General features: G+C 65.0%; 7 protein-coding genes. 2 read left to right on the top strand and 5 right to left on the bottom strand.

What is annotated here, in order from left to right:
• Nucleotides 1-15,381: non-ribosomal peptide synthase/polyketide synthase (locus ACTJJN_RS18525; RefSeq protein WP_440781493.1), on the bottom strand; the 15,381-nt coding region annotated here is incomplete at its 3' end.
• Between the two features lie 248 nt (nucleotides 15,382-15,629).
• Between ACTJJN_RS18525 and ACTJJN_RS18520 the strand changes: the two genes are divergently transcribed.
• Entirely contained in the window at nucleotides 15,630-16,826 is a 1,197-nt protein-coding gene (locus tag ACTJJN_RS18520) for a PepSY-associated TM helix domain-containing protein (RefSeq protein WP_003254197.1), read from the top strand.
• On the top strand, nucleotides 16,823-17,365 hold the full coding sequence (locus tag ACTJJN_RS18515) for a thiamine pyrophosphate-binding protein (protein WP_440781492.1): 543 nt from the start codon (nucleotides 16,823-16,825) through the stop codon (nucleotides 17,363-17,365). The genes ACTJJN_RS18520 and ACTJJN_RS18515 overlap by 4 nt, the downstream gene beginning before the upstream one ends.
• A gap of 27 nt (nucleotides 17,366-17,392) precedes the next feature.
• Here ACTJJN_RS18515 and ACTJJN_RS18510 read toward each other — a convergent pair whose 3' ends face one another.
• The 4 genes from ACTJJN_RS18510 to sucC form a co-directional block, all read right to left on the bottom strand.
• Nucleotides 17,393-18,142, bottom strand: a complete 750-nt coding sequence (locus tag ACTJJN_RS18510; RefSeq protein ID WP_003254200.1) for a DUF599 domain-containing protein — start codon at nucleotides 18,140-18,142, stop codon at nucleotides 17,393-17,395.
• A 235-nt stretch (nucleotides 18,143-18,377) separates the two neighbouring features.
• Nucleotides 18,378-19,691, bottom strand: coding sequence for a branched-chain amino acid transport system II carrier protein (gene brnQ / locus ACTJJN_RS18505; RefSeq protein ID WP_440781491.1), 1,314 nt, complete (start codon nucleotides 19,689-19,691; stop codon nucleotides 18,378-18,380).
• 403 nt (nucleotides 19,692-20,094) lie between these two features.
• Nucleotides 20,095-20,979 carry a succinate--CoA ligase subunit alpha gene (gene sucD / locus ACTJJN_RS18500; RefSeq protein ID WP_003254203.1) on the bottom strand — a complete coding sequence of 295 codons (885 nt, stop codon included), beginning with the start codon at nucleotides 20,977-20,979 and terminating at the stop codon, nucleotides 20,095-20,097.
• Nucleotides 20,979-22,145, bottom strand: a complete 1,167-nt coding sequence (gene sucC, locus ACTJJN_RS18495; RefSeq protein ID WP_003254205.1) for an ADP-forming succinate--CoA ligase subunit beta — start codon at nucleotides 22,143-22,145, stop codon at nucleotides 20,979-20,981. The genes sucD and sucC overlap by 1 nt, the downstream gene beginning before the upstream one ends.
• Between the last annotated feature and the right edge of the window lie 114 nt (nucleotides 22,146-22,259).

Below are 22,259 nucleotides of genomic sequence, written 5' to 3'. Positions count from 1 at the left end.
CAGGCTGGCATCGGCCTTGGGCAAGGCCTTGCGGTCGAGCTTGCCGTTGGCTGTCAGCGGCCACCGGTCGAGCAGCAGCAGGTGCGCCGGGACCATGTAGTCCGGCAGCGCTTCCTTCAGCTGTTCGCGCAGCTGCGCGCGCAGCCCGGCCTGCTGCTCCAGCGCTACCTCGGCAGCGGGGATCAGGTAGGCCACCAGCTGCTGGCCGGTCGCGCCTTCCTGGGCCAGCACCAGGGCATCGCGCACCTGCGGCTGGGCCTGCAGGCGGGCTTCGATTTCCCCCAGCTCGATGCGGAAGCCGCGGATCTTCACCTGGTGGTCGATGCGCCCGGCGTATTCGATCACCCCGTCGGCGTGGTAGCGCGCCAGGTCACCGGTGCGGTACAGGCGCCCGCCAGGGGCACCGAACGGGTCCGGCACGAAGCGCGTGGCGCTCAGGTCGCTGCGCTTGAGGTAGCCGCGCGCCAGGCCGGCGCGGCCCACGTACAGCTCGCCGATGCAGCCTTTGGCTACCGGGTTCAGGTCGCCGTCGAGCACATACCAGGACAGGTCGGGGATCGGCACGCCCATCGGGCTGCTGGCCGCCTTGCCCAGGTCGGCCCGCGACAGCGGCCGGTAGCTGACATGCACGGTGGTTTCGGTGATGCCGTACATGTTCACCAGCTGCGGCTGGCGGTCGCCGAAGCGTTCGAACCACGGTGCCAGGCTGTTGACGTCCAGCGCCTCGCCCCCGAACACCACGCTGCGCAATGCCAGTGGCCGCTGCGGCTCAGCCGTGGTGGCCACCGCCATCAGTTGCTTGAACGCCGACGGGGTCTGGTTCAGCACCGTGACCTGCTCATCGGCCAGCAACTGGTAGAAGGCCTCGGGTGAGCGGCTGGTGTGCTGCGGCACGATCACCAGGCGCCCGCCGTACAGCAGGGCGCCGAAGATTTCCCACACCGAGAAGTCGAAGGCATAGGAGTGGAACAGGCTCCACACGTCGTCGCTGCCGAAGCGGAAGTCGGCGTCGGTGGCCGTGAACAGGCGCAGCACGTTGCGCTGCGGCAGCAGCACGCCCTTGGGCTTGCCGGTGGAACCGGAGGTGTAGATCACGTAGGCGAGGTTGTCCGGGCTGACCGTGACCGGCGAGCAGGCCAGCGGGTCGGCCTGGGTACTGTCATCGCTGCTTTCCAGGCTGAGCACGCGCACGCCTGCCGGCACCGGCAGGCTGGCCAGCACCTGGGGCTGGGCCAGCACGCGCTGCAGGCCGCTGTCTTCGATCATGTAGGCCAAACGGTCGGCCGGGTAGGCCGGGTCCAGCGGCACGTAGGCACCGCCAGCCTTGAGGATGGCGAAGATGCCAACGACCATGTCCAGCGAGCGCTCGGCAGCCAGGCCGACCAGTACGTCAGGCCCGACCCCGTCGTCGACCAGGCGCCGAGCCAGGGCGTTGGCACGCTGGTTGAGCTGGGCATAGCTCAGGGCCTGGCCCTCGCAGGTGACGGCGATGGCATCGGGGGTGCGCTGCACCTGGGCCTCGATGCGGCTGTGCAGGGCCTGATCGGCCGGGTGCTCGGCGGGGGCCGGGTTCCACTGGGCGAAGGTGGCCTGCTGCTGTTGCGCATCGAGCAGCGTCAGGCTGCCCAGCGCCTGGTGCGCCGAGGCCTCGACAATCTGCTCCAGCAACTGTCGCAGGTGCCCAGCCAGTTGTTCGACCTGCACGGCAGCGAAGCAGCCACGGTCGTAGCCGAAGGTCACCGACAGCGTCTCGCCCTGGTTGACCGCCAGGGTCAATGGGTAGTTGGCCTGCTCATGGTTGTGCACCGCATCGAAACGCAGCCCCTCGGGTGCCGTTTGCTGGAGGATCTCCGAGACCGGGTAGTTCTCGAATACCATGATGCTGTCGAACAGCCCCTCGCCGCCGTGACCGGCCCAGCGCTGGATCTCGAACAACGGCGTGTGTTCGTGTTCACGCAATTGCAGGTTGAGGCTTTGCAACGCTTGCAGCCATTGCACCACGGGTTGTTCCGGGCGCGGGCTGGCAACCACCGGCAAGGTGTTGATGAACAGCCCGATGTGCGCTTCGACGCCGCGCAGCTCGGCAGGACGGCCTGCTACGGTGACACCGAATGCGACCGCCGCCTGCCCGGTATAACGCTGCAACAGCAACAACCAGGCCCCTTGCATCAAGGTGTTGAGCGTGACCTTGTGCTGCCGGGCGAAATCGCTGAGCTGGCGGGTTTGCTGGCGATCACGCAGCAAGACAACCTGCCCCTGCCCGGCCACGTCGGCTTCGGCCAATGGCTGGCCGGTCGCCAGGCTGCGGCTGAGCAGTGTGGGCTGTTCCAGGTCCGCCAGGCGGGCTTTCCAGAACTGCTCGCTGGCCTGCGCATCCTGGCGCTGCAACCAGCCGATGTAATCGCGGTAGCGCCCTGCCGGCGCCGCTGGGCGAGGCTCGCCGCGGGCCTGGGCGCCGTATTGTTCGAGTACCTCCCCCAGCAGCTGCGAATAGCTCCAACCGTCCATGAGGATGTGGTGGTTGGTATCGATCAGGTGGTAGCGATCGTCACCAATGCGGATGACCTGGATGCGTTGCAGCGGCGCCTTGCCCAGGTCGAACCCGCGCAGGCGTTCGGCGTTGGCCAACTGGTCGAGCGCGGTGGGCAGCTCCCGCCGCTCGCGCCAATCCTGGGACACCAGCGCCACGGCCAGGTGCTTGTGGATCACCTGCAACGGTTGCTGCTGGCCCTGCCACAGCACACTGGCGCGCAGCACCTCGTGGCGGTCGTAGACTGCCTGCCAGGCGGCCCGCAAGCGTTCGGCATCCAGCCCCTGCACATCGGCACGCATCTGGTTGATGTAGTCACCGCTGCCCTGCTCGTACAGCGAGTGGAACAGCATGCCTTGCTGCATCGGCGACAGCGCGTAGATGTCTTCGACTTGCGCCGCCGGTACCGGCAACGCATCGAGCTGGGCCTGGCTGAGGCCCGCCAGCGGGAAGTCCGAAGGTGTCATGCCCTGTTCACCGGCCTCGTTGGCCTGCAGGCAATGCTCGACCAGGCTGCGCAGCTCGCGCCCGTAATCGTCCGCCAGGCGTTGCACGGTCTGTTCGTCGAACAGGTCGAGGCTGAACGTCCAGCCCATGCGCAGCTCGCCGCCATAGACCTGGCCATTGAGGCTGAGCCAGTTTTCCAGCGGCGCGTCAGCGCTCTGCTCGGCGCCGACGCCCAGCCGTGAAGGTTGCAGCAAGGCATCACCGGCGCCATCGAAGCTGGCGTCGAACTGCCCCAGGTAGTTGAAGGTGATGCGTGGTGTTGCCAGGCCTTGCAGGGCCTGACGCTGCTCGTCACTGCCAAGGTAACGCAGCACACCGTAACCCAGGCCTTTGTTGGGGATGGCGCGCAACTGCTCCTTGACCTGCTTGATCGACGCGCCCAGCTCGCCCTCGACGCGCAAGCACACCGGGTACAGGCTGGTGAACCAGCCGACGGTTCGGCTGAGGTCAAGGTCGGCGGACAGTTCTTCGCGGCCATGCCCTTCCAACTGAATCAGCGTCGCGGCCTGGCCGCTCCAGCGACCCACCACGCGCGCCAGCGCAGTCAGCAGCAAGTCGTTGACCTGAGTACGATAGGTGGCCGGAGCCTCTTGCAGAAGCTGCCGGGTCACTTCGCGGTCAAGTTGCGTGCTGACCGTGCGCGCACGTCGGCGTTGTTGCCCGGCGCCCGGGTGGTCGCAGGGCAGCTCGGCGTGGTCGTGCTGCAACTGCGCCTGCCAGTACGCCAGCTCGCTGCCAAGCCCTGCGCTGCCAGCATAGGCTTGCAACTGCCCGGCCCAGTCCCTGAGCGAACTGGTCTTGGCCGGCAGCACCACCGTTTGGCCCGCCACGCATTGACGATAGGCACGCTGCAAGTCTTCCAGCAGGATTCGCCAGGACACCCCGTCGACCAACAGGTGATGGATCACCAGCAACAAGCGCTGGCACTCGCCCGGTTGCGTTACCAGCACCGCACGCACCAGGTCGCCGCTGCCCAGGCACAGGCTGGCCTGGGCCTGGTCGCACAGTGCCTCCAGCGCCTGCGCATCGGCACAGTCACGCTGCCACAACAGCGCGTGGCGCACGTGTGCTTCGCCGAAGCTGGCGCGCCAGCCCTGTTCGCTTTCGTCGAACTTCAGGCGCAAGCCGTCATGGTGTACCACCAACTGGTGCAGGGCGTGTTCCAGCCGGTCGGCATCCAGCGGCTGCAGGGCGTCCAGCAGCACCGACTGGTTCCAGTGATGGCGCTCGGGAATAGCCAGCGCGAAGAATTCGGCCTGGGCCGGCAGCAGGTGCAGCTCACCGCTGACCGGGCCCTGGTCGATCTGCTGCTGAGCGGCCCCCAGCCGAGCGACACGCGCCAGGCCCTGCACCGTCTGCTGCTCGAAAACATCTTTGGGGCTGAAGGCGATGCCGGCCTGACGGGCGCGCCCGACCACCTGGATGGAAACGATCGAATCGCCACCCAGTTCGAAGAAGTTGTCGTCCAGCCCCACCTGCTCAAGCTTGAGCACGTCCTGCCAGATCGCGGCCAGCTGCTGCTCCAGTTCACTGCGCGGGGCAACATAGGCCTGGCGTGCCTGACTCATGTCCGGCAGCGGCAGCGCCTTGCGGTCTACCTTGCCGTTCGGCGTCAACGGCAGGCGCGCCATCAGCACCCAGTGCACGGGTACCATGTAGTCGGGCAGACGGGCTTTCAGGCTGGCTTTGAGCTGTTGCTTGAGCGCGTCGGCAGCCACAGCGTCATCCGCCACACAATAGGCCACCAACTGCGGCCCGTTGGCGCCGGGCTGGGCCATCACCACCGCCTCGCGTACCTGATCGCTGTCGAGCAACGCGGCTTCGATTTCGCCCAGCTCGATACGGAAACCGCGGATCTTGACCTGGTGATCGACCCGGCCGACGTATTCCAGCACGCCGTCGGCACGGCGCCGGGCCAGGTCGCCAGTGCGGTACAGGCGCTCGCCGGGCGCCCCGCAAGGGTGCGGAATAAAGGCCTGGGCAGTACGCAGTGGGTCGCCGACATAGCCACGGCCCACGCCGGTTCCTGCCACGCACAGCTCTCCGGTGACGCCCAGCGGCGCCAGCTCCAGCGCGGCGTCCAGCACATACAGGCGGTTGTTGTCGGTGGGGCTGCCAATGGGCAGGTACACGCCTTGCGTGCTCGCCAGGTCGACGCGGAAGAACGCCACGTCATCGGAACATTCGGCCGGCCCATAGGCATTGACCAGCCCGACATCGGGATAGCGCTGCAACCATTGACGAGCGAGCTCCGGCGCCAGCGCTTCGCCAGTGGGCAGCATCCAGCGCAGCGACGGCACGGCAATGGCCGGGGCCTGGAACATACCCTGGATCAACGACGGCACGCTCTCGAGCACACTGATGCGCTGCTCGCGCACGTGCTGCAGCAAGGCTTCGGGATCATGGGCCAGTTCGTTTGGCACAATCTGCACACAGCCGCCAAACAGTGGCGCTGCAAGGAACTGCCACACGGAGATGTCGAAGCTCTGCGACGCAGTCTGGGCGATCACGTCGTCCGGCCCCAGGCCCAGGTAAGGCACCTTGCTCAGTTGGTTGTTGAGCATGCCCGCCTGCTCGACCATCACCCCTTTGGGCTGCCCAGTCGAGCCCGAGGTGTAGATCACGTACGCCAGGTGCTGCGGGCCACTGTAGCGCTGCGGATCGTGCTCGGCGCTGCCAGGCCGGTCGAGTGCTTCCAGCACCAGCAGCTGCGGCCGCCGTGCTTCGTCCAGTGCGTCCAGCAAAGCCTCGGCCTGCGCCTGGCACGCCTCGGTGCAGAGCAACACCGGGGTGCGGCTCAAGGCGACGATATGGCTCAGGCGTTGTTGTGGCAGGCCAGGGTCCAGTGGCAGGTAGCCGGCGGCGGCTTTGAAGGTGCCCACCATCATGCCCAGCAGCTCAAGGCTGCGCTGCGCCAGCAATGCCACTGGCTGGTCAGGCCCGACCCCCAGCACAATCAGCCCATGGGCCACACGGTTGGCACGGCGGTTGAGCTCGCTGTAGCTGTACTGCCGGTCGCCGCAGCGCGCAACGACCGCCTGCGGGGTACGGGCCACCTGCGCTTCGAACAGCTCGGCATAACTGTGCTGCAGCGGGTAATCGGCAGCCGTCTGGTTGACGTGCTGCAACAGCCCTTCGCGGGTGGCAGGGGCTACCAGGCAGAACGCGCCCAGGCAGCTGTCCAGCGGCAAGCTCAGGCACTGCTGCAGCACATGCTGGAAGTTGTCGGCCAGCGCAGCCAGCGCCGGGCGCTGCAGATGCTCCCGCGCATGGCTGTAGTGCAACTGCAAGGTCTGCCCTTGGCTGACCGACAAGGTCAGCGGGTAATGCGTCTGTTCGCGGCTGTAGACCTCGCCGAAGCTCAAGCCTGCCGGGGCACCCTGCTGCAGTGCTTCGGAAACGGGGTAGTTCTCGAAGACCAGGATGTTGTCGAACAGGGCCTCGCCGCCCTGCCCGCTCCAGCGCTGGATGTCGAACAGCGGGGTGTGTTCGAACTCGCGCATGGCCACGTTCTGCGCCTGCAGCTGCTGCAGGAATTGCGCGAACGGCAGCTGCGGGGCCGGGCTGGCAGTGACCGGCAAGGTGTTGATGAACAGGCCCACTTGCTGCTCGATGCCCTTGAGCGCCGCCGGGCGCCCGGCAACCGTGGCCCCGAACGTGACGCTGTCCTGCCCGGTATAGCGTTGCAGCAGCAACAGCCAGGCACCCTGCAGCAAGGTGTTGAGGGTGACCTTGTGTTGGCGCGCCAGTGCCACCAGCTGCCCGGTGGTGGCGGCATCGATCACCTGCACATGCTCGGCGTAGCCCTGCCCGGCTTCGGCCTGGGCCTCGTAGGCAATGGCCTGCGCCAGGCGGGTGGGCCCTTGCAGGTCGCGCAGACAGTCTTTCCAGAACGCTTCACCGGCAGCGGCGTCCTGCCGGCCCAGCCAGCCGATGTAATCGCTGTAGCGGCTGGTGACCGGTGGCAATGCCGAGGGCTGACCGTCGCCCAGCAGGGCGTACTGGTGCAGCACTTCGCCCAACAGCTGGGAGTTGCTCCAGCCATCCATGAGGATGTGATGGCTGGTATAGAGCAAGTGCTGTCGGGCCGGACCGGTGCGCACCAGCGCCAGGCGCAGCAACGGCGCCTGGCTGAGGTCGAAGCCCTGCTGGCGCTGGTCGAGTGCCAGTTGCTCAAGGGCAGCCTCAAGGCCTTCGCGCCCCTGCCAGTCGTGCACCACGAACGGCAGTTCAACGTGTTTGCGTACCACCTGCAGGGCCTGCTCGTGTTCCCAGTGGAACTGCGTGCGCAAGATATCGTGGCGCTGCAGTACAGCCTCCCAGGCACGGCGGAAACGCTCGACATCCAGGCCGTCGACATCGACGCGCATCTGGTTCACGTAATCCCCCGCCTGCTGCTCGTACAAGGCGTGGAACAGCATGCCCTGCTGCATCGGCGCCAGCGGATAGAGGTCGGCGATCTCGGCCGCGGGCACTGGCAGTTGGTCCAGCTGGGTCTGCGACAGGCGCGCCAGCGGGAAGTCGGACGGCGTTACACCGCACACCCCCGGTGTGCAGCAGTGCTCGATCAACGCCTGCAACTCGCGGGTGTAATCTGCGGCCAGGCGCTCAAGGGTGGCGCTATCGAACAGTTCGCGACTGAACGTCCAGCCCAGGCTCAGCTCACCGCCGTACACCTGGCCATTGAGGCTCAACAGGTTGCCCAGCGGCGCCTGCGCGTCGTGATCGGCGCCCTTGTCTTCCTTGGCCGGCACGAACAGCGCTTCGGCCTGATCGAAGCTGCCATCGAACTGGCCCAGGTAGTTGAAGGTGATTTCCGGCAGCGGTGCATGGCCCAGTTGCTGACGCGCCTCGGCGCTGCCCCATTGGCCCAGCACCCCGAAACCGATGCCGTTGTCGGGAATGCTGTGCAGGTGCTGCTTGACCTGCTTCAAGGTGTGGGAACGCTCGCTGGGCACCGCCAGCTTCAGCGGGAACACCGTGGTGAACCAGCCGAGCGTGCGGCTGAGGTCCAGGTCGTCGAACAGCGCTTCACGGCCATGACCTTCCAGCAGCACCGACACTTCGTCGCGCCCGGTCCAGCCTGCAATCACCCGCACCAAGGCTGCCAGCAGCAGGTCGTTGACCCGTGTGCGGTAGGCGGCCGGCGCCTCGCGCAGCAGCCGCTCGGTCCATGCCCGGTCCAGGCGGCTGTAAACCGTGTGGGCGTGGCACTGCTGATTGGCTGCGGCCAGGTCGCTGACCTGCCGACGCGGCAGTGCGGCGCGCCCCTGCAACTGCTCGCACCAGTAGCCAAGCTGGCCCTGCATGTGCGCTGCATGCCCCTGCAAGCGCTTGGCCCATGCCTGCATGGAATGGCTCTTGGCGGGCAGGTTCGGCTGGTTACCCGCAAGCACGGCAGCGTAGGCCTGTTGCAGGTCCTCCAGCAGGATGCGCCATGACACCCCGTCCACCACCAGGTGATGAACGACCAACAGCAAGCGCTGGCTGCCGTCCGCCAGCGTTGCGAGCAAGGCACGCAGCAATGGCCCGTTTTCCAGGTCAAGGCTGCGCTGCGCCTGCTCTACCAAGCTTTGCAACGTACCTTCGTCGGCCACCGCGGCCTGCCATAGCAGCGCCGCCTGGGCGCACTGGGCAGGGCTGCGGTAGCGCGCCTTCCAGCTGTCATCGGCGGGCGCAAAGCTCAGGCGCAAGGCATCATGGTGCTCGACCAGGGCGTGCAGGGCCTGCTCCAGGTCAGCAGCGTTCAAAGGCTGCCGTGGTTCAAGCAGGATCGACTGGTTCCAGTGGTGACGTGCCGGGATCTCCTGGGCAAAGAACAGCTGGTGCACCGGTAGCAGCAGTTGCTCACCACTGAGCGGCCCCTGGTCGGCTTGCACCTCGCATGCGCCGACCTGGGCAACGCTGGCCAGTGCGGCCACGGTCTGATGCTCGAACAGATCACGGGCACTGAACAGCAGGCCATCCTGACGCGCCCGACTGACCAGCTGGATCGAGATGATCGAGTCGCCCCCGAGCTCGAAGAAGTTGTCACTCACGCCCACCTGCGGCAGCTTCAGCACGCGCTGCCACAACGCGGCAAGACGCTGCTCCAGGGCATTGCGTGGCGCCACGTAGGCCTGCTGCAGGGCGCTGAAGTCGGGTGCCGGCAGTGCTTTGCGGTCGAGCTTGCCGTTGGGCAGCAACGGCAGTTGCTCCAGCACCAGCCAGTGGGTCGGCAGCATGTAGTCCGGCAGGCTCTGGCGCAGCGCCGCCTTCAGCTGCTCGCGCTGCTCGGCCGGCCCGTGTGCGGCAATGCTATCGGCCAGCACCAGGTAAGCCGCCAGCTGCTTGCCGCTTGGGCCGTCGACGGCTACCACCACGGCCTCGCGCACCTCGGCGCAGGCCAGCAGGCACGCCTCGATTTCGCCCAGTTCGACACGGAAGCCGCGGATTTTTACCTGGTTATCGATCCGCCCCAGGTAATCGAACTGCCCGTCGGCGCGCAGGCGAACCTGGTCACCGGTGCGGTACAGGCGCGCACCCTCGGTGCCAAACGGGTCGGGCACGAAGCGCTCGGCCGTCAGCCCCGGGCGCCCCAGGTAGCCGCGGGCCAGGCCGGCACCGCCCAGGTACAGCTGCCCGGCCACGCCTGCTGGCAGCAGGCCCAGGGCGGCGTCCAGCACACACGCACTGCGCTCGCCGACAGGCTGGCCGATCGGTGCATAGGCGCTGTCGCAATGATGCCCGGCGCGGGTACGCCAGACCATCGGCGTGACCACGGTCTCGGTGGGGCCATACCCATTGATCATCACCTGGGGTTGCAGGCTTTGCTGCACCCGCTCGTAAGTCGCCCGCGGCATGGCATCGCCGCCAAAGCTGTAAAGACGAACCGGTGGAGGGTTACCGGCATGCGCCGCATGCTCGGCCAGCTGTTGCAGGTAGGCCGGCGGGAATCCGGCCATGGTCACCCCATGCCGGCGTATCTCCTCGTAGGTGCGCTCGGGGCTCCACAGCTCATCGTCGCGCAGCAGCAGGCTACCCCCCATGACCAGCGAAGTCAGCCAGCGTTCATGGGCACCGTCGAAGGCAAACGACAGGAAATGCAGCTCACGGTCCGCCGGGGTCATTTCGTACCATTGGCCAGTGGCCAGGCAGTGCATGGCCAGCGGCCCGTGTGCGACCGCAACGCCTTTGGGCTGGCCGGTAGAACCCGAGGTGTAGATCACGTAGGCCAGGTTTTGCGGGCTCAATGCCACGGTGGGCGCATGGTCGGCGCCCGGCTGCTCAACCCGTTGGTCGAGCAGCAGCGTACGCATGCCGGCCTGCACGTCCAGGCCCGGCAGCACCCGGCTGTGACTGAGCAACAGGTCGATGCCGCTGTCCTGCATCATGTAGGCCAGGCGCTCTGCCGGGTACTGGGGGTCCAGCGGCAGGAACGCGCCCCCGGCCTTGAGAATGCCCAGCAAACCGACAACCATGTCGAGCGAACGCTCCAGGGCGATGCCCACCAGCACGTCGGGGCCGACACCCAGCGCCCGCAGGCGGTGTGCCAGCTGGTTGGCCCGGGCCTCAAGCTGGCCGTAGCTCAGTTGCTGGTCGCCGATCAGCAGCGCTACCGCTTGCGGTTGGCGCCGGGCCTGCTCGGCAATCAGCTGGTGAACCGCCGCCGGCGCGGCCGCGAGCCCCGCCTGTTGCCAGCCCTGCAACAGGGCCGCCTGCTCCTGCGGCGCCAGCAACGGCAGCTCGCCGACAGCCTGGGCTGGGTCGGCGGCCAGGCCGCGCAGCAAGTTGCACCAGTGCTCAGCCATGCGTTGCAGGGTAGCGGCTTCGAACAGCTCGGCAGCGTAGAGGAACGACACGTTGATCGCCGCGTCGGTCTCCAGCGTTTCCAGGGTCAGGTCGAATTGCGCGGTGCCACCCTGCAGGGTCATTTCCTCGGCATGCAAACCTGCCAGGCTGGTGCTGCCCACCTGCTGGCCGGCAATGCTGAGGTGGTTGTACATCACCTGGAACAGCGGGTTGCGGTCCAGCGAGCGTTGCGGGTTCAAGGCCTCGACCAGGCGGTCGAACGGCAGGTCCTGATGCGCCTGGCCGGCCAGCGCCGTGGCCTTGACCTGGCTGAGCAGCGCCGCGCCGCTCATGGCCGGGTCGACTTCGACGCGCATGACCAAGGTATTGACGAAAAAGCCCAGGACGTTTTCCAGCTCTTGCCGGCTGCGGTTGCTCACCGGTATGCCGATGCGCACATCGGGTTGTTCGCAGTAGCGTTGCAACAACAGGGCAAAAGCCCCGAGGAACAGCTGGAACAGGGTCAGCTCATGCTCACGCGCCAACTGCCGCAAGCGCTGCGCCAGTTCGCTGTCCAGGGCGAACGCGACGCGCCCCAGCCGGTGGTCTTTCAGCGCGCTGCGCGGGTGGTCGATTGGCAGTTCCAGGATGGGCTGCTCGCTTCCCAGCTGCCCGCGCCAGTAGTCCAGCTGGCGCTGGAGCTCGCCCTGGTCGAGCCAGTGCTTGTGCCAGGCGGCGTAATCGGCGTACTGGATCGGCAGCCTGGCCAATGCCGGCGCCTCGCCCCGGTGCAAGGCCTGGTACAGGGCAACGAACTCACGCACCATCACGCTCATCGAACCACCATCGGAAATGATGTGGTGCAAGGTGACCACCAGCAACTGGTCCTGCTCGCCCAACTGCAGCACCTTGGCGCGCCACAACGGGCCGGTGCCCAGGTCGAACAGCCGCTGGGTCTCGGCCAGTACCTGAGCCTGTATCTGTGCCAGCTCGGCCGTTGCTGGCAGTCGGTCCCAGGTTAGCGGTAATTCACCCGCAGGCTGAATGCGCTGCAGCAACACGCCATCGCGCTCGACGAACGTAGTGCGGAAGGCTTCATGGCGTTCGCAGAGGATCGCGAAGGCCTGGGTCAATGCGGCACGATCCAGTTCGCCACGCAGGCGCACGACCATAGGTGTGTGGTAGGCGGTGCTGTGCGGCTGCATCTGCCAGAACAGCCATTGCCGCTGCTGGGCGTGCGACGCGACCAGGGGCTGGTCACGCGGCACCGCTGCGATCGGCTCGACGTGCTGCGCGCCAGCGCCCAGTACCTGTTCGGCAAAGCCCTGCAGCGAGTTGCTTTCGAAAAGGCTGCGCAACGGCACGTCACGCCCCAGGATGCGCCGGACCCGGGCGATGATCTGCGTCGCCAGCAGGGAATGCCCACCCAAGGCGAAGAAGTTGTCATCAAGCCCTACCTGGGCGACGTTCAGCACGTCCTGCCAGATCAGCGCCAACTGCTGTTGCAAGGTTGTCTGCGGGGCACGGTAGGCCTGTGCCGGGCCTTCGTCAGGCACCGGCAAGGCGCGTAAATCGAGCTTGCCGTTGAGTGTCAGTGGCATACCGGGCAATGCCATGAAGCGGCTCGGCAGCATGTAGTCCGGCAACTGCCTGGCCAGCGCCGCTTGTACGTCGGCAAGCACCTGCGGGGCGTCGGCCTGGCTGTCGGGCACCACGTAGGCGACGATACGGGCCGCGCTGCCGGTGCCGTGGATAACGGCCACGGCGTCGTGCACACGGGGCTGGCGCTTGAGGGTGTCGGTGATTTCACCCAGTTCGATGCGGTAACCGCGAATCTTCACCTGATGGTCGACCCGCCCCAGGTAATCGACCTGGCCGTTCGCCAACTGCCGCGCCAGATCGCCGGTTCGGTACACGCGGCTACCGGCGGCCCCGAACGGGTTGGGCACGAAGCGTTCGGCGGTCATCGCCGCGCGGCGGTGATAGCCTCGCGCCACCCCTGCGCCGGCAAGATACAACTCGCCCTGGCAGCCGGTGCTCAGCGGTTGCAGCGAAGCGTCCAGCACATAAGCCTGCATGTTGGCCAACGGCCGCCCAAGCGGCGCACGCCCCGTCGCCGGTGGCGCCTCGACCGCATCAGCGAGCGCGCCCACGGTGGTTTCGGTTGGGCCGTAATGGTTGAACAGCGTGCAGTGCGGGGCCAGCTGCGCCAGTTGTGCCATCAGCCCGGCGGGGCAAGCCTCGCCGCCCAGCACCAGCGCACGCTGCGGCAGTGCCCGGGCCGGGTGCGGGCCATCGAGCAATGCCTGCAGGTGGGAAGGGACAATTTTCAGCACGTCCACGGCGTGTGCGTGCATGTAGGCGGCGAAACGCTCGGCGTCCAGGCTGATGTCCAGGGCAATCACATGCAGGCAGCTGCCGCTGCACAGTGCGCCGAACAGGGTGGTATGGCCAAGGTCGGCCGCCAGCGTGGAAACCACCGCCATGCTCGCGACCCGGCCCAGCGCCAGGCGCTGCAAGGCCGCCTGCACATAGTTGGCCAGGGCGCCATGGCTGATGGTGACACCCTTCGAACGCCCGGTAGAGCCCGAGGTATAGATGACATAGGCCAGGTTATCGGCATTCAGCTGTGCAGGCGGAGCCGTCGTACTGAAGCGCGCCAGTTCCTCTGCTGCCTGGTCGAGCACCAGGTAGCGCACTTGTGTGTCCTGCGGTAGACGGGGCAGCAGCGCCTGCTGGGTCAGCAGCAGTTGAACACCGCTGTCGTCGAGCATGTAGGCAAGCCGCTCTTGCGGGTATTCGGGGTCGAACGGCACATAGGCACCGCCGGCCTTGAGGATGGCCAGCAGGCCAACGATCATCTCCACCGACCGTTCGACTGCAATTCCCACCCGTACTTCAGGCCCGACGCCCCACTCGATCAGTTGGTGTGCCAGCCGGTTGGCATCGGCATCGAGTTCGGCATAGCTCAGTTGCCGGTCGCCGAACACCAGTGCCGGGGCCTGCGGCTGCTGCGCCACCTGCGCGGCGAACAGCGCAAGTATGCTGTCGACAGCGAACTCGCTGGCGGCCGGTTGGCTGGCCTGCAGCAGCCGCTGCCGCTCGCCGGCACCCAGCAGCGGTAAATCGCCGATGGCCGCCAGCGGGTCGGCGGCCATGGCCTGCAACAGGTTCAGCCAATGGCTCGCCATACGTTCGATGGTGGCCGGGGCGAACAATTCGCGGGCATAGGTGAAGGCTGCCTGCACCTGGCCATCGCGCTCCACGGTATCGAGGGTGAGCTCGAACTGGACACTGCGCTCGTGGCGCTCCAGCACGTGCAGCTCAAGGCCTGATTCGCTGCGCAAGGCGCCGATGTCGGCGACGTTCGCCTGATGGTTGTGCAACACCTGGAACAACGGCGTATGGCTGAGGCTGCGCTCGACTTGCAGGCCTTCGACCAAACGCTCGAACGGCAAATCCTGGTGGCTCTGGGCAGCGCGGGTGGTTTCGCGGATATCGGCCAGCAATTGGGCGACGGACATCTGCGGGTCGAGCTCGGTGCGCAACACCTGGGTGTTGACGAATACGCCAATCAGCCCCTCGACTTCTTCGCGATTGCGGTTGGCGACCGGCACCCCGACACGGATGTCCTGCAGGCCACTGTAATGTTGCAAAAGCAGCTTGAAACCGGCCAACAGCACACTGAACAAGGTGACCCCTTGCTGACGCGCCAGGCCCGCCAGGCGCTCGCTCAGGCCCTGTGGCACCGCGATGGGCAGGCGCTGGCCCTGGCGGCTGGCATGCAGCGGGCGCGGGTAGTCGGCAGGCAACTGCAATACCGGGTGCTGGTCGCCCAGCTTGGCCTGCCAGTAAGCCAGCTGTCGCGCCTGCTCCCCGGCCTCCAGCCAACGCCGCTGCCACAGCGCATAGTCACTGTACTGGATCGGCAACTCAGGCAGCACCGGCACCTGCCCGCGAACCAAGGCGTCGTAGCCGTGGACGAATTCCTGGATGAGCACGTTCATCGACCAGCCGTCGGCGACGATATGGTGCAGGGTCAACAGCAGCACATGCTCCTGTGCCGCCAGCTTCAACAAGCGTACGCGAAACAGCGGGCCCTGCTGGAGGTCGAAGGGCAAACCGGCTTCGTCCCGCACCGCCTGCGCGACGGCGGCGTCGCGGGCCTCGGCGGCCAGCGCCTGAAGGTCGTGTTCTTCAATGACGATGGCCGCTGGCTGCACCACTTGCACCACTTCGTCACCCTGGGTCTGGAACACAGTACGCAGGGCCTGGTGACGCTGCAGTACCTGCTCGAACGCGCGCTGTACCGCCGAGGTGTCCAGCGCCCCTTTCAACACCACCGCACTGGGCAGGTTGTAGGCGGCACCGTGTGGGTCCAGTTGCCACAGAAACCACATGCGCTGCTGGGCATAGGACAGTGCATGGCGATCGTCGACGGCGACGTCCGCAGGGATCGGGAATTGTGAAAAGTCGATACCCTCGCTGGCCAGGGTTTCGAGAAACAGCCGCCGCTTTTCCACCGGCAGCTCAATGAAACGGCGGGCGAGCTTCAGGGACTTCTCAACATTCATCGGGTTTCATCCGTGCACATGGGTTTCGAGTAACAACTCGGCTATCCCTACGAAACGGATGGAACACCGGGAAAATTAACCCGTCACGGCCACCGGCAAAGGCAGGCTCAGCGGGGGCCTGGGGTTCGCCATGACAGACGGTTTTCCGGTTTGCCTGCCCTCGCGCGTTATAAGGGTACCGGCGGGATTTTCCTCATACCGCGAGGGATCGACGCGCAAGCCACCCAAACCACAAGGCACCGGCCCCTATGTCCAAAAAGTCACGCTCGAAACTCTGGTTCCTGGTTCACAGCTGGCTGGCCCTGCCCATCTGGTTCTTCGTGCTGATCGTCTGCTTCACCGGCACCCTGGCAGTGGTCAGCCAGGAACTGGTGTGGCTGGCCAAACCGGAGATACGCGCGGCGAAGCCGAGCGATGATGCGCCACTGCTGACTTACGACCAGGTGCTCAAGGCCCTGCGTGAAGCCCGCCCCGATCTGGATGTGCAATACATCATGCGCCCGGACGAGTCGCACTTCGCGCTGCAGGTGCAGGTGGTGCAACCGGACAACACCACCCAGAACCTCTACGTGAACCCCTATACAGGCAAGATCCAGGGCATCAGCCCTTCCTTCGACTTCCGCCAGTTCACTCGCGCCTTGCATGGCTGGTGGCTGGTACCTTTCGGCAACGGCTACCCGTGGGGGTGGTACCTGGTCTCGCTGCTGGGCTTGCCGATGCTTGCCTCGCTGGTCACCGGCCTGGTCGTCTACAAGCGCTTCTGGAAAGGCTTTCTGAAACCTACCCTGCGCTTTCGCCAAGGTGCCCGCATCTTCTGGGGTGACTTCCATCGCCTGAGCGGTATCTGGTCGATCTGGTTCATTGCCGTGATCGCGATCACCGGCACCTGGTTCCTGATCCAGGCGTTGCTGGCCGACAACCACATCTCGATCTCAAGCCGCGACGTCCCCGCCGTGGTGGCCCGCGAGGACGTACCGCTGCTGCAGGCTGGCGAAGCGCCCCGGCTGGTCAGCCTGGAGCATGCCATCGAAACGGTGAAGGCGCAGATCCCCGGCTTCGAGGCATCCTTCGTGCGCCTGCCCGGCAATGCCTATGACACCTTCAACATCCGCGGCCGCGGCTGGTACCCGCTGATGTTCCAGAGCGCCAGCATCAACCCGTACACAGGCGTGGTCGCCACCTCGCACACCCTGGATGATCGCACGTCGCTGGAGTTCGTCACCGAATCCATGCGCCCGTTGCACACAGGCGACTTCGGCGGACTGTGGGTCAAGATGATCTGGTTCGTTTTTGGCCTGGTGCTGACCTTGATGGTGCTCAGCGGCCTGTTGATCTGGAGCAAGCGCACCGCACAGGCCACTGCAGCCGCACTGAAACGCAAGCCGCGCAGCGCACCAACGGCCAATGCCGCGCAAGACGCCCACCTGCCGGAGACCGCCCGATGAGCCGAGCCACCACCACCGAGGCACCTTCGGCCTCACGCCGCCTGTGGCTGAAATGGCGCTTTCACCTGAACATCCTGCTGATACTCATCCCCTTGGGGTTCATGCCCAGGTATTTTGCCGACCAGGCGTTGTTCAAAGGTGAAGCCGGGCTGGGTGAGCGTGAGGCGGGTGTGGTCGCAGTGGGCCCATGGAGCCTGCGCCTGGCCGAATTCCGTGCGTCGGCGCCCCGCCAGGAAGGCCCGGCCGGGTATTTCAAGAGTTTCAGTGCGGCGCTGTGCAACCACTGTATCGGCGAAGTGAAGGCCACCTACCTGCGGGTGGGTAAGCCACGCAGCCTGCGCACGGCCGGGAGCATCTTCTTCGGTTCACCCTACAGCATGGGCGCTTCCGTCCCGGTTCCGGCCAAGACCCGTCCCAACGCTGAATTATGGATCACCATGGAAGGCTGGGATGGCAGCGTGCACCAGGCTTCGATTCCCCTCAGCCAGGCCTCGCCGGCGACAGTTGCCTGGCTGCAGGCGCAGGTTGGCAGCCGCTAGACAACCCGGCGGCGCCCCCTGATCGGGTCAAGCGTTGCCAGCGGCGCTTTCCTTGCCCGCGTCCGTGGGGGCGCTTTCAGTGGGCGTGAAGACCATCACTTCCAGTACATCGGAATGGAACTCACGGCGGTACAGGATCAATACCACGCCCACACTCACCACCATGAATAGCCAAGGGCTGATGAACCAGGTCAGCATGGCCATGCCGAAGTAATACGAGCGCAGGCCGAAGTTGAACTGGTTGGCGGCCAGTGACAGCACCCGCGCCGCGCGGGAGGCGAACGCCTTGCGCTCCAGCTCATTGACCAGCCGTTCGCCGATCATCGGCGCCGACCCCACCAGCACGGCGGCAAAGTTGTATTGGCGCATGCACCAGCTGAACGTGAAGAAGGCATAGACAAATACCATGGCCAGGCACAGCAGCTTGATCTCCGACATGCCCTGGGATGTTTGCTGAACCAGCGGCAGGTCGGCCAGCAACGACAGTGCCCGGTCGGAGGCACCGAGCACGGTGAGGATGCCAGCCAGAATGATCAGCGTGCTGGAGGCAAAGAACGAAGCGTTGCGCTCCAAGTTACCGATCACGCTGGCATCGGCGATGCGGTTGTCGCGCAGCAGCATGCGGCGCATCCAGTCTTCGCGGTACAAGTGCAGCACACTGGCCAGGCACGCGGTGTCGCGCCCCTTCCAGATCGCATAGCGGGTATAGCCACCCCAGCACAGGGCGAACCAGGCGATGGCCAGCAGGTTGTTGAGGTTGCTTTGGATGAAGTTCATGCAGGGTTACCGAAAGGGCCATGTGCCTAAAGGATAGGGACCGGATTTCGACGCTGGCAAGCGGCAAAAGGCACACCTGCACACTGAAAAATGCATTACCTGCTGCGAAGCGGCCGAAACAGGCAAACAGCAAAAAGCCCCGCATCCTTTCGGAGACGGGGCTCTCTTGTTTTCACCCTTGGCGGGCACCCTTCGGCTTGTGGCCGGTGCCGCCCTCAGGCTTCGACTTGTCCGGTCAGGCCAGCGCCTCGCGCGGCTTGCCGAGCATGCGGTCGCAGGCCACGGCACCCACCAGGGTCACCACCGAAGGTACCAGCCAGGCCATGCCGGCATCACTCAATGGCAGGTGCGCCATGAGGTCTGGCAACACGTGGGCAAGGCTGCTGCCCTTGATCGCATCGACCATGCCGAACAACAGCGACACCAGCATCACCGGTGCCAGGATGCGCGTTGGCGAGTTCCACAGGTCTTTCACGAAGCTCAGGCCAACCACCACGATGCACGGAGGATAGATGGCGGTGAGCACCGGGATCGAGAACATGATCAGCTTGGTCAGGCCAAGGTTGGAAATCAGCAGCGAGAAGCCGGCGAGGATCACCACCAGCGCGCGGTACGACAGCGGCAGGATCTGGCTGAAGTACTCGGCGCAGGCACAGGTCAGGCCAACCGCGGTCACCAGGCAGGCCAGTGCGATCAGCACGGCCAGGAAGCCGCTGCCCAGGGAACCGAAGGTGTGCTGTACGTAGGCATGCAGCACCGCCGCACCGTTGGTGGCGTCCGCCGCGATGTCGTGGCTGGTGGCACCCAGGCGGAACAGGCTGATGTAAACCAGGGCCAGGCCGACACCGGCGATCAGGCCGGCGATGATGGCGTAGCGGGTAATCAGCCTCGGCGACTCGACACCGCGCGAGCGAATGGCATTGACAATGACGATACCGAACACCAGGGCACCCAGGGTATCCATGGTCAGGTAGCCATCGGAGAAGCCCTTGGAGAACGCAGCGGCGGCATAGGCAGGCTGTGCGTCACCGATGGTACCGGCGGGCAAGGCGAAGGCAGCGATGCCCAGTACGGCCAGGGCAATGATCTTCAACGGTGCCAGGAAGCGGCCCACGGTGTCGAGCAACTTGCCAGGGTACATGGACACGGCCAGCACGACGATGAAGTACACCAGGCTGTAGATGAACAGCGCCAGCGGGCTTTCACCGGTCAGCGGTGCAACGCCCACTTCGAACGACACGGTCGCGGTACGCGGGGTGGCGAACAGTGGGCCTACCGACAGGTAGCACACAGCAGCCAGCAAGCCACCGAAGAACTTGCCGATCGGGCTGCTCAGGGCATCCATGCCGCCACCGACCTTGGCCAGGGCGACCACGGTGATGACCGGCAGGCCGACGGCAGTCACCAGGAAGCCCAGTGCAGCCATCCATACATGCGGGCCAGACTGCAGGCCGACGATAGGCGGGAAGATGATATTGCCTGCACCCACGAAAAGCGCAAACGTCATAAAGCCAAGCGCCAGGATATCCTGGCCTTTGAGAACTTTCATTTAAGGTAGTACCACACTGCTGAAATCGGGATTCGAGAGGGGATTTCCCTTTGGGTAAGGGGAAATGCTGCCCGGCTTGATAGGCCAGACCCGTTTAGCGTGTCGTTCCCTTTTGGGGCACGGGCACAGAGTGAACGCGTAATGTAACTGTTTTGTCAGTCAAACGCACTGGCACAGTGCTGCTTGTCCGATGTGCGTACATGTTTGTCGTCTGCGCGACCGAGGACAGCAGGCATTATCCTCGGATTGAAACATTCGTCTGCGTGAAAATTCCTATTAAACCTGTCGAAGAATCTCTATCGCCAGCACCGGCCTCTTCGCGGGTAAACCCGCTCCTACGAACCCCACATACGACAAAGGCCACCCGAAGGTGGCCTCTGTGCGCGTGGGGGGTGTAGCAGTATTACTTCTTGGCTTCCCAGCCAGTCAGCTCGGCCAGGGCCTTGCCGATGTCAGCCAGCGAACGCACGGTTTTCACACCCGCGTCCTGCAGGGCGGCGAACTTCTCGTCCGCAGTACCCTTGCCACCGGAGATGATGGCGCCAGCGTGGCCCATGCGCTTGCCCGCCGGTGCGGTAACACCGGCGATGTAGGAAACGACAGGCTTGGTCACGTGGGCCTTGATGTAGGCCGCGGCTTCTTCTTCAGCCGAACCGCCGATCTCACCGATCATCACGATCGCTTCGGTCTTCGGGTCTTCCTGGAACAGCTTCAGGATGTCGATGAAGTTGGAGCCCGGAATCGGGTCACCGCCGATGCCGACGCAGGTCGACTGGCCGAAGCCGGCGTCGGTGGTCTGCTTCACAGCTTCGTAGGTCAGGGTGCCGGAACGCGAAACGATACCGACCTTGCCTGGCAAGTGGATGTGGCCTGGCATGATGCCGATCTTGCACTCGCCCGGGGTGATGACACCTGGGCAGTTAGGGCCGATCAGGGTCACGCCCAGCTCGTCGCACTTGACCTTGGCATCCAGCATGTCCAGGGTAGGAATGCCTTCGGTGATGCAGACGATCAGCTTGATGCCGCCAAAGGCAGCTTCCAGGATCGAGTCTTTGCAGAACGGAGCCGGTACATAGATGACCGAAGCGTCAGCGCCGGTCGCTTCCACGGCTTCCTTGACGGTGTTGAACACCGGCAGGCCCAGGTGGGTGGTGCCACCCTTGCCTGGGGTTACGCCGCCGACCATCTTGGTGCCGTAGGCAATGGCCTGTTCGGAGTGGAAAGTACCCTGCGAGCCGGTGAAGCCCTGGCAGATGACTTTGGTATCTTTATTGATCAGGACGCTCATTACTTGCCCTCCGCAGCTTTGACAACTTGTTGAGCAGCGTCGGTCAGGCTGGTTGCCGCAATGATGTTCAAACCGCTTTCTGCCAGTACTTTAGCGCCCAGTTCGGCGTTGTTGCCTTCGAGGCGAACGACGACCGGAACTTTAACGCCGACTTCTTTCACTGCACCAATGATGCCTTCGGCAATCATGTCGCAGCGAACGATGCCGCCGAAGATGTTGACCAGAACGGCCGCGACATTGCTGTCGGACAGAATGATCTTGAACGCTTCGGTAACGCGCTCTTTGGTAGCACCACCGCCAACGTCGAGGAAGTTGGCCGGCTTGCCGCCGTGCAGGTTGACGATGTCCATGGTACCCATGGCCAGGCCGGCACCGTTGACCATGCAGCCGATGTTGCCTTCAAGGGCAACGTAGTTCAGTTCGAACTTGGCAGCGTGGGCTTCACGGGCGTCGTCCTGCGACGGGTCGTGGAAGGTTTTCAGCTTCGGCTGACGGTACATGGCGTTGGCGTCGATGTTGATCTTGGCATCGAGGCAGTGCAGGTCGCCATCGGCCTTGATCACCAGCGGGTTCACTTCCAGCAGCGCCAGGTCATGATCCTTGAACAGCTTGGCCAGGCCAACGAAGATCTTGGCAAACTGTTGAACTTGCTTGCCTTCCAGGCCCAGCTGGAAAGCCAGCTCGCGACCCTGGAACGGCTGAGCGCCGACCAGTGGGTCGATGGTGGCCTTGAGGATTTTCTCAGGCGTTTCGTGAGCGACTTTCTCGATGTCCACGCCACCTTCGGTGGAAGCCATGAACACGATACGGCGGCTCGAACGATCGACTACAGCGCCCAGGTACAGCTCTTTGGCGATGTCAGTGCAGGATTCGACCAGAATCTTGGAGACGGGTTGACCGTTGGCATCGGTCTGGTAGGTAACCAGATTCTTGCCCAACCACTGTGCAGCGAACGCCTTGGCGTCTTCCTTGCTGCGAACCAGCTTTACGCCGCCCGCTTTACCGCGACCACCCGCGTGAACCTGGGCTTTTACAACCCACTCGTTCCCGCCGATCTTGTCGCAGGCTTCTGCAGCTTGCTCAGGGGTGTCGACTGCGAAACCCTTGGAAACTGGCAGGCCGTACTCAGCGAACAGCTGCTTACCCTGATACTCGTGAAGATTCATGCTTTTTACCGTCTTCGTTAGGTACTGCGCTTCGGCGCTGCGCCATCAGTGGCGCCGCACCACCTGTGACCGTTGACCCCGGGTTTCCCGTGTGATCCGGTCCGGCGGACTTTC

This window comes from Pseudomonas sp. 22515 (assembly GCF_052044625.1).
Classification (GTDB): Bacteria; Pseudomonadota; Gammaproteobacteria; order Pseudomonadales; family Pseudomonadaceae; genus Aquipseudomonas; species Aquipseudomonas alloputida.
This window is presented reverse-complemented; position numbering and strand designations above follow the sequence as displayed.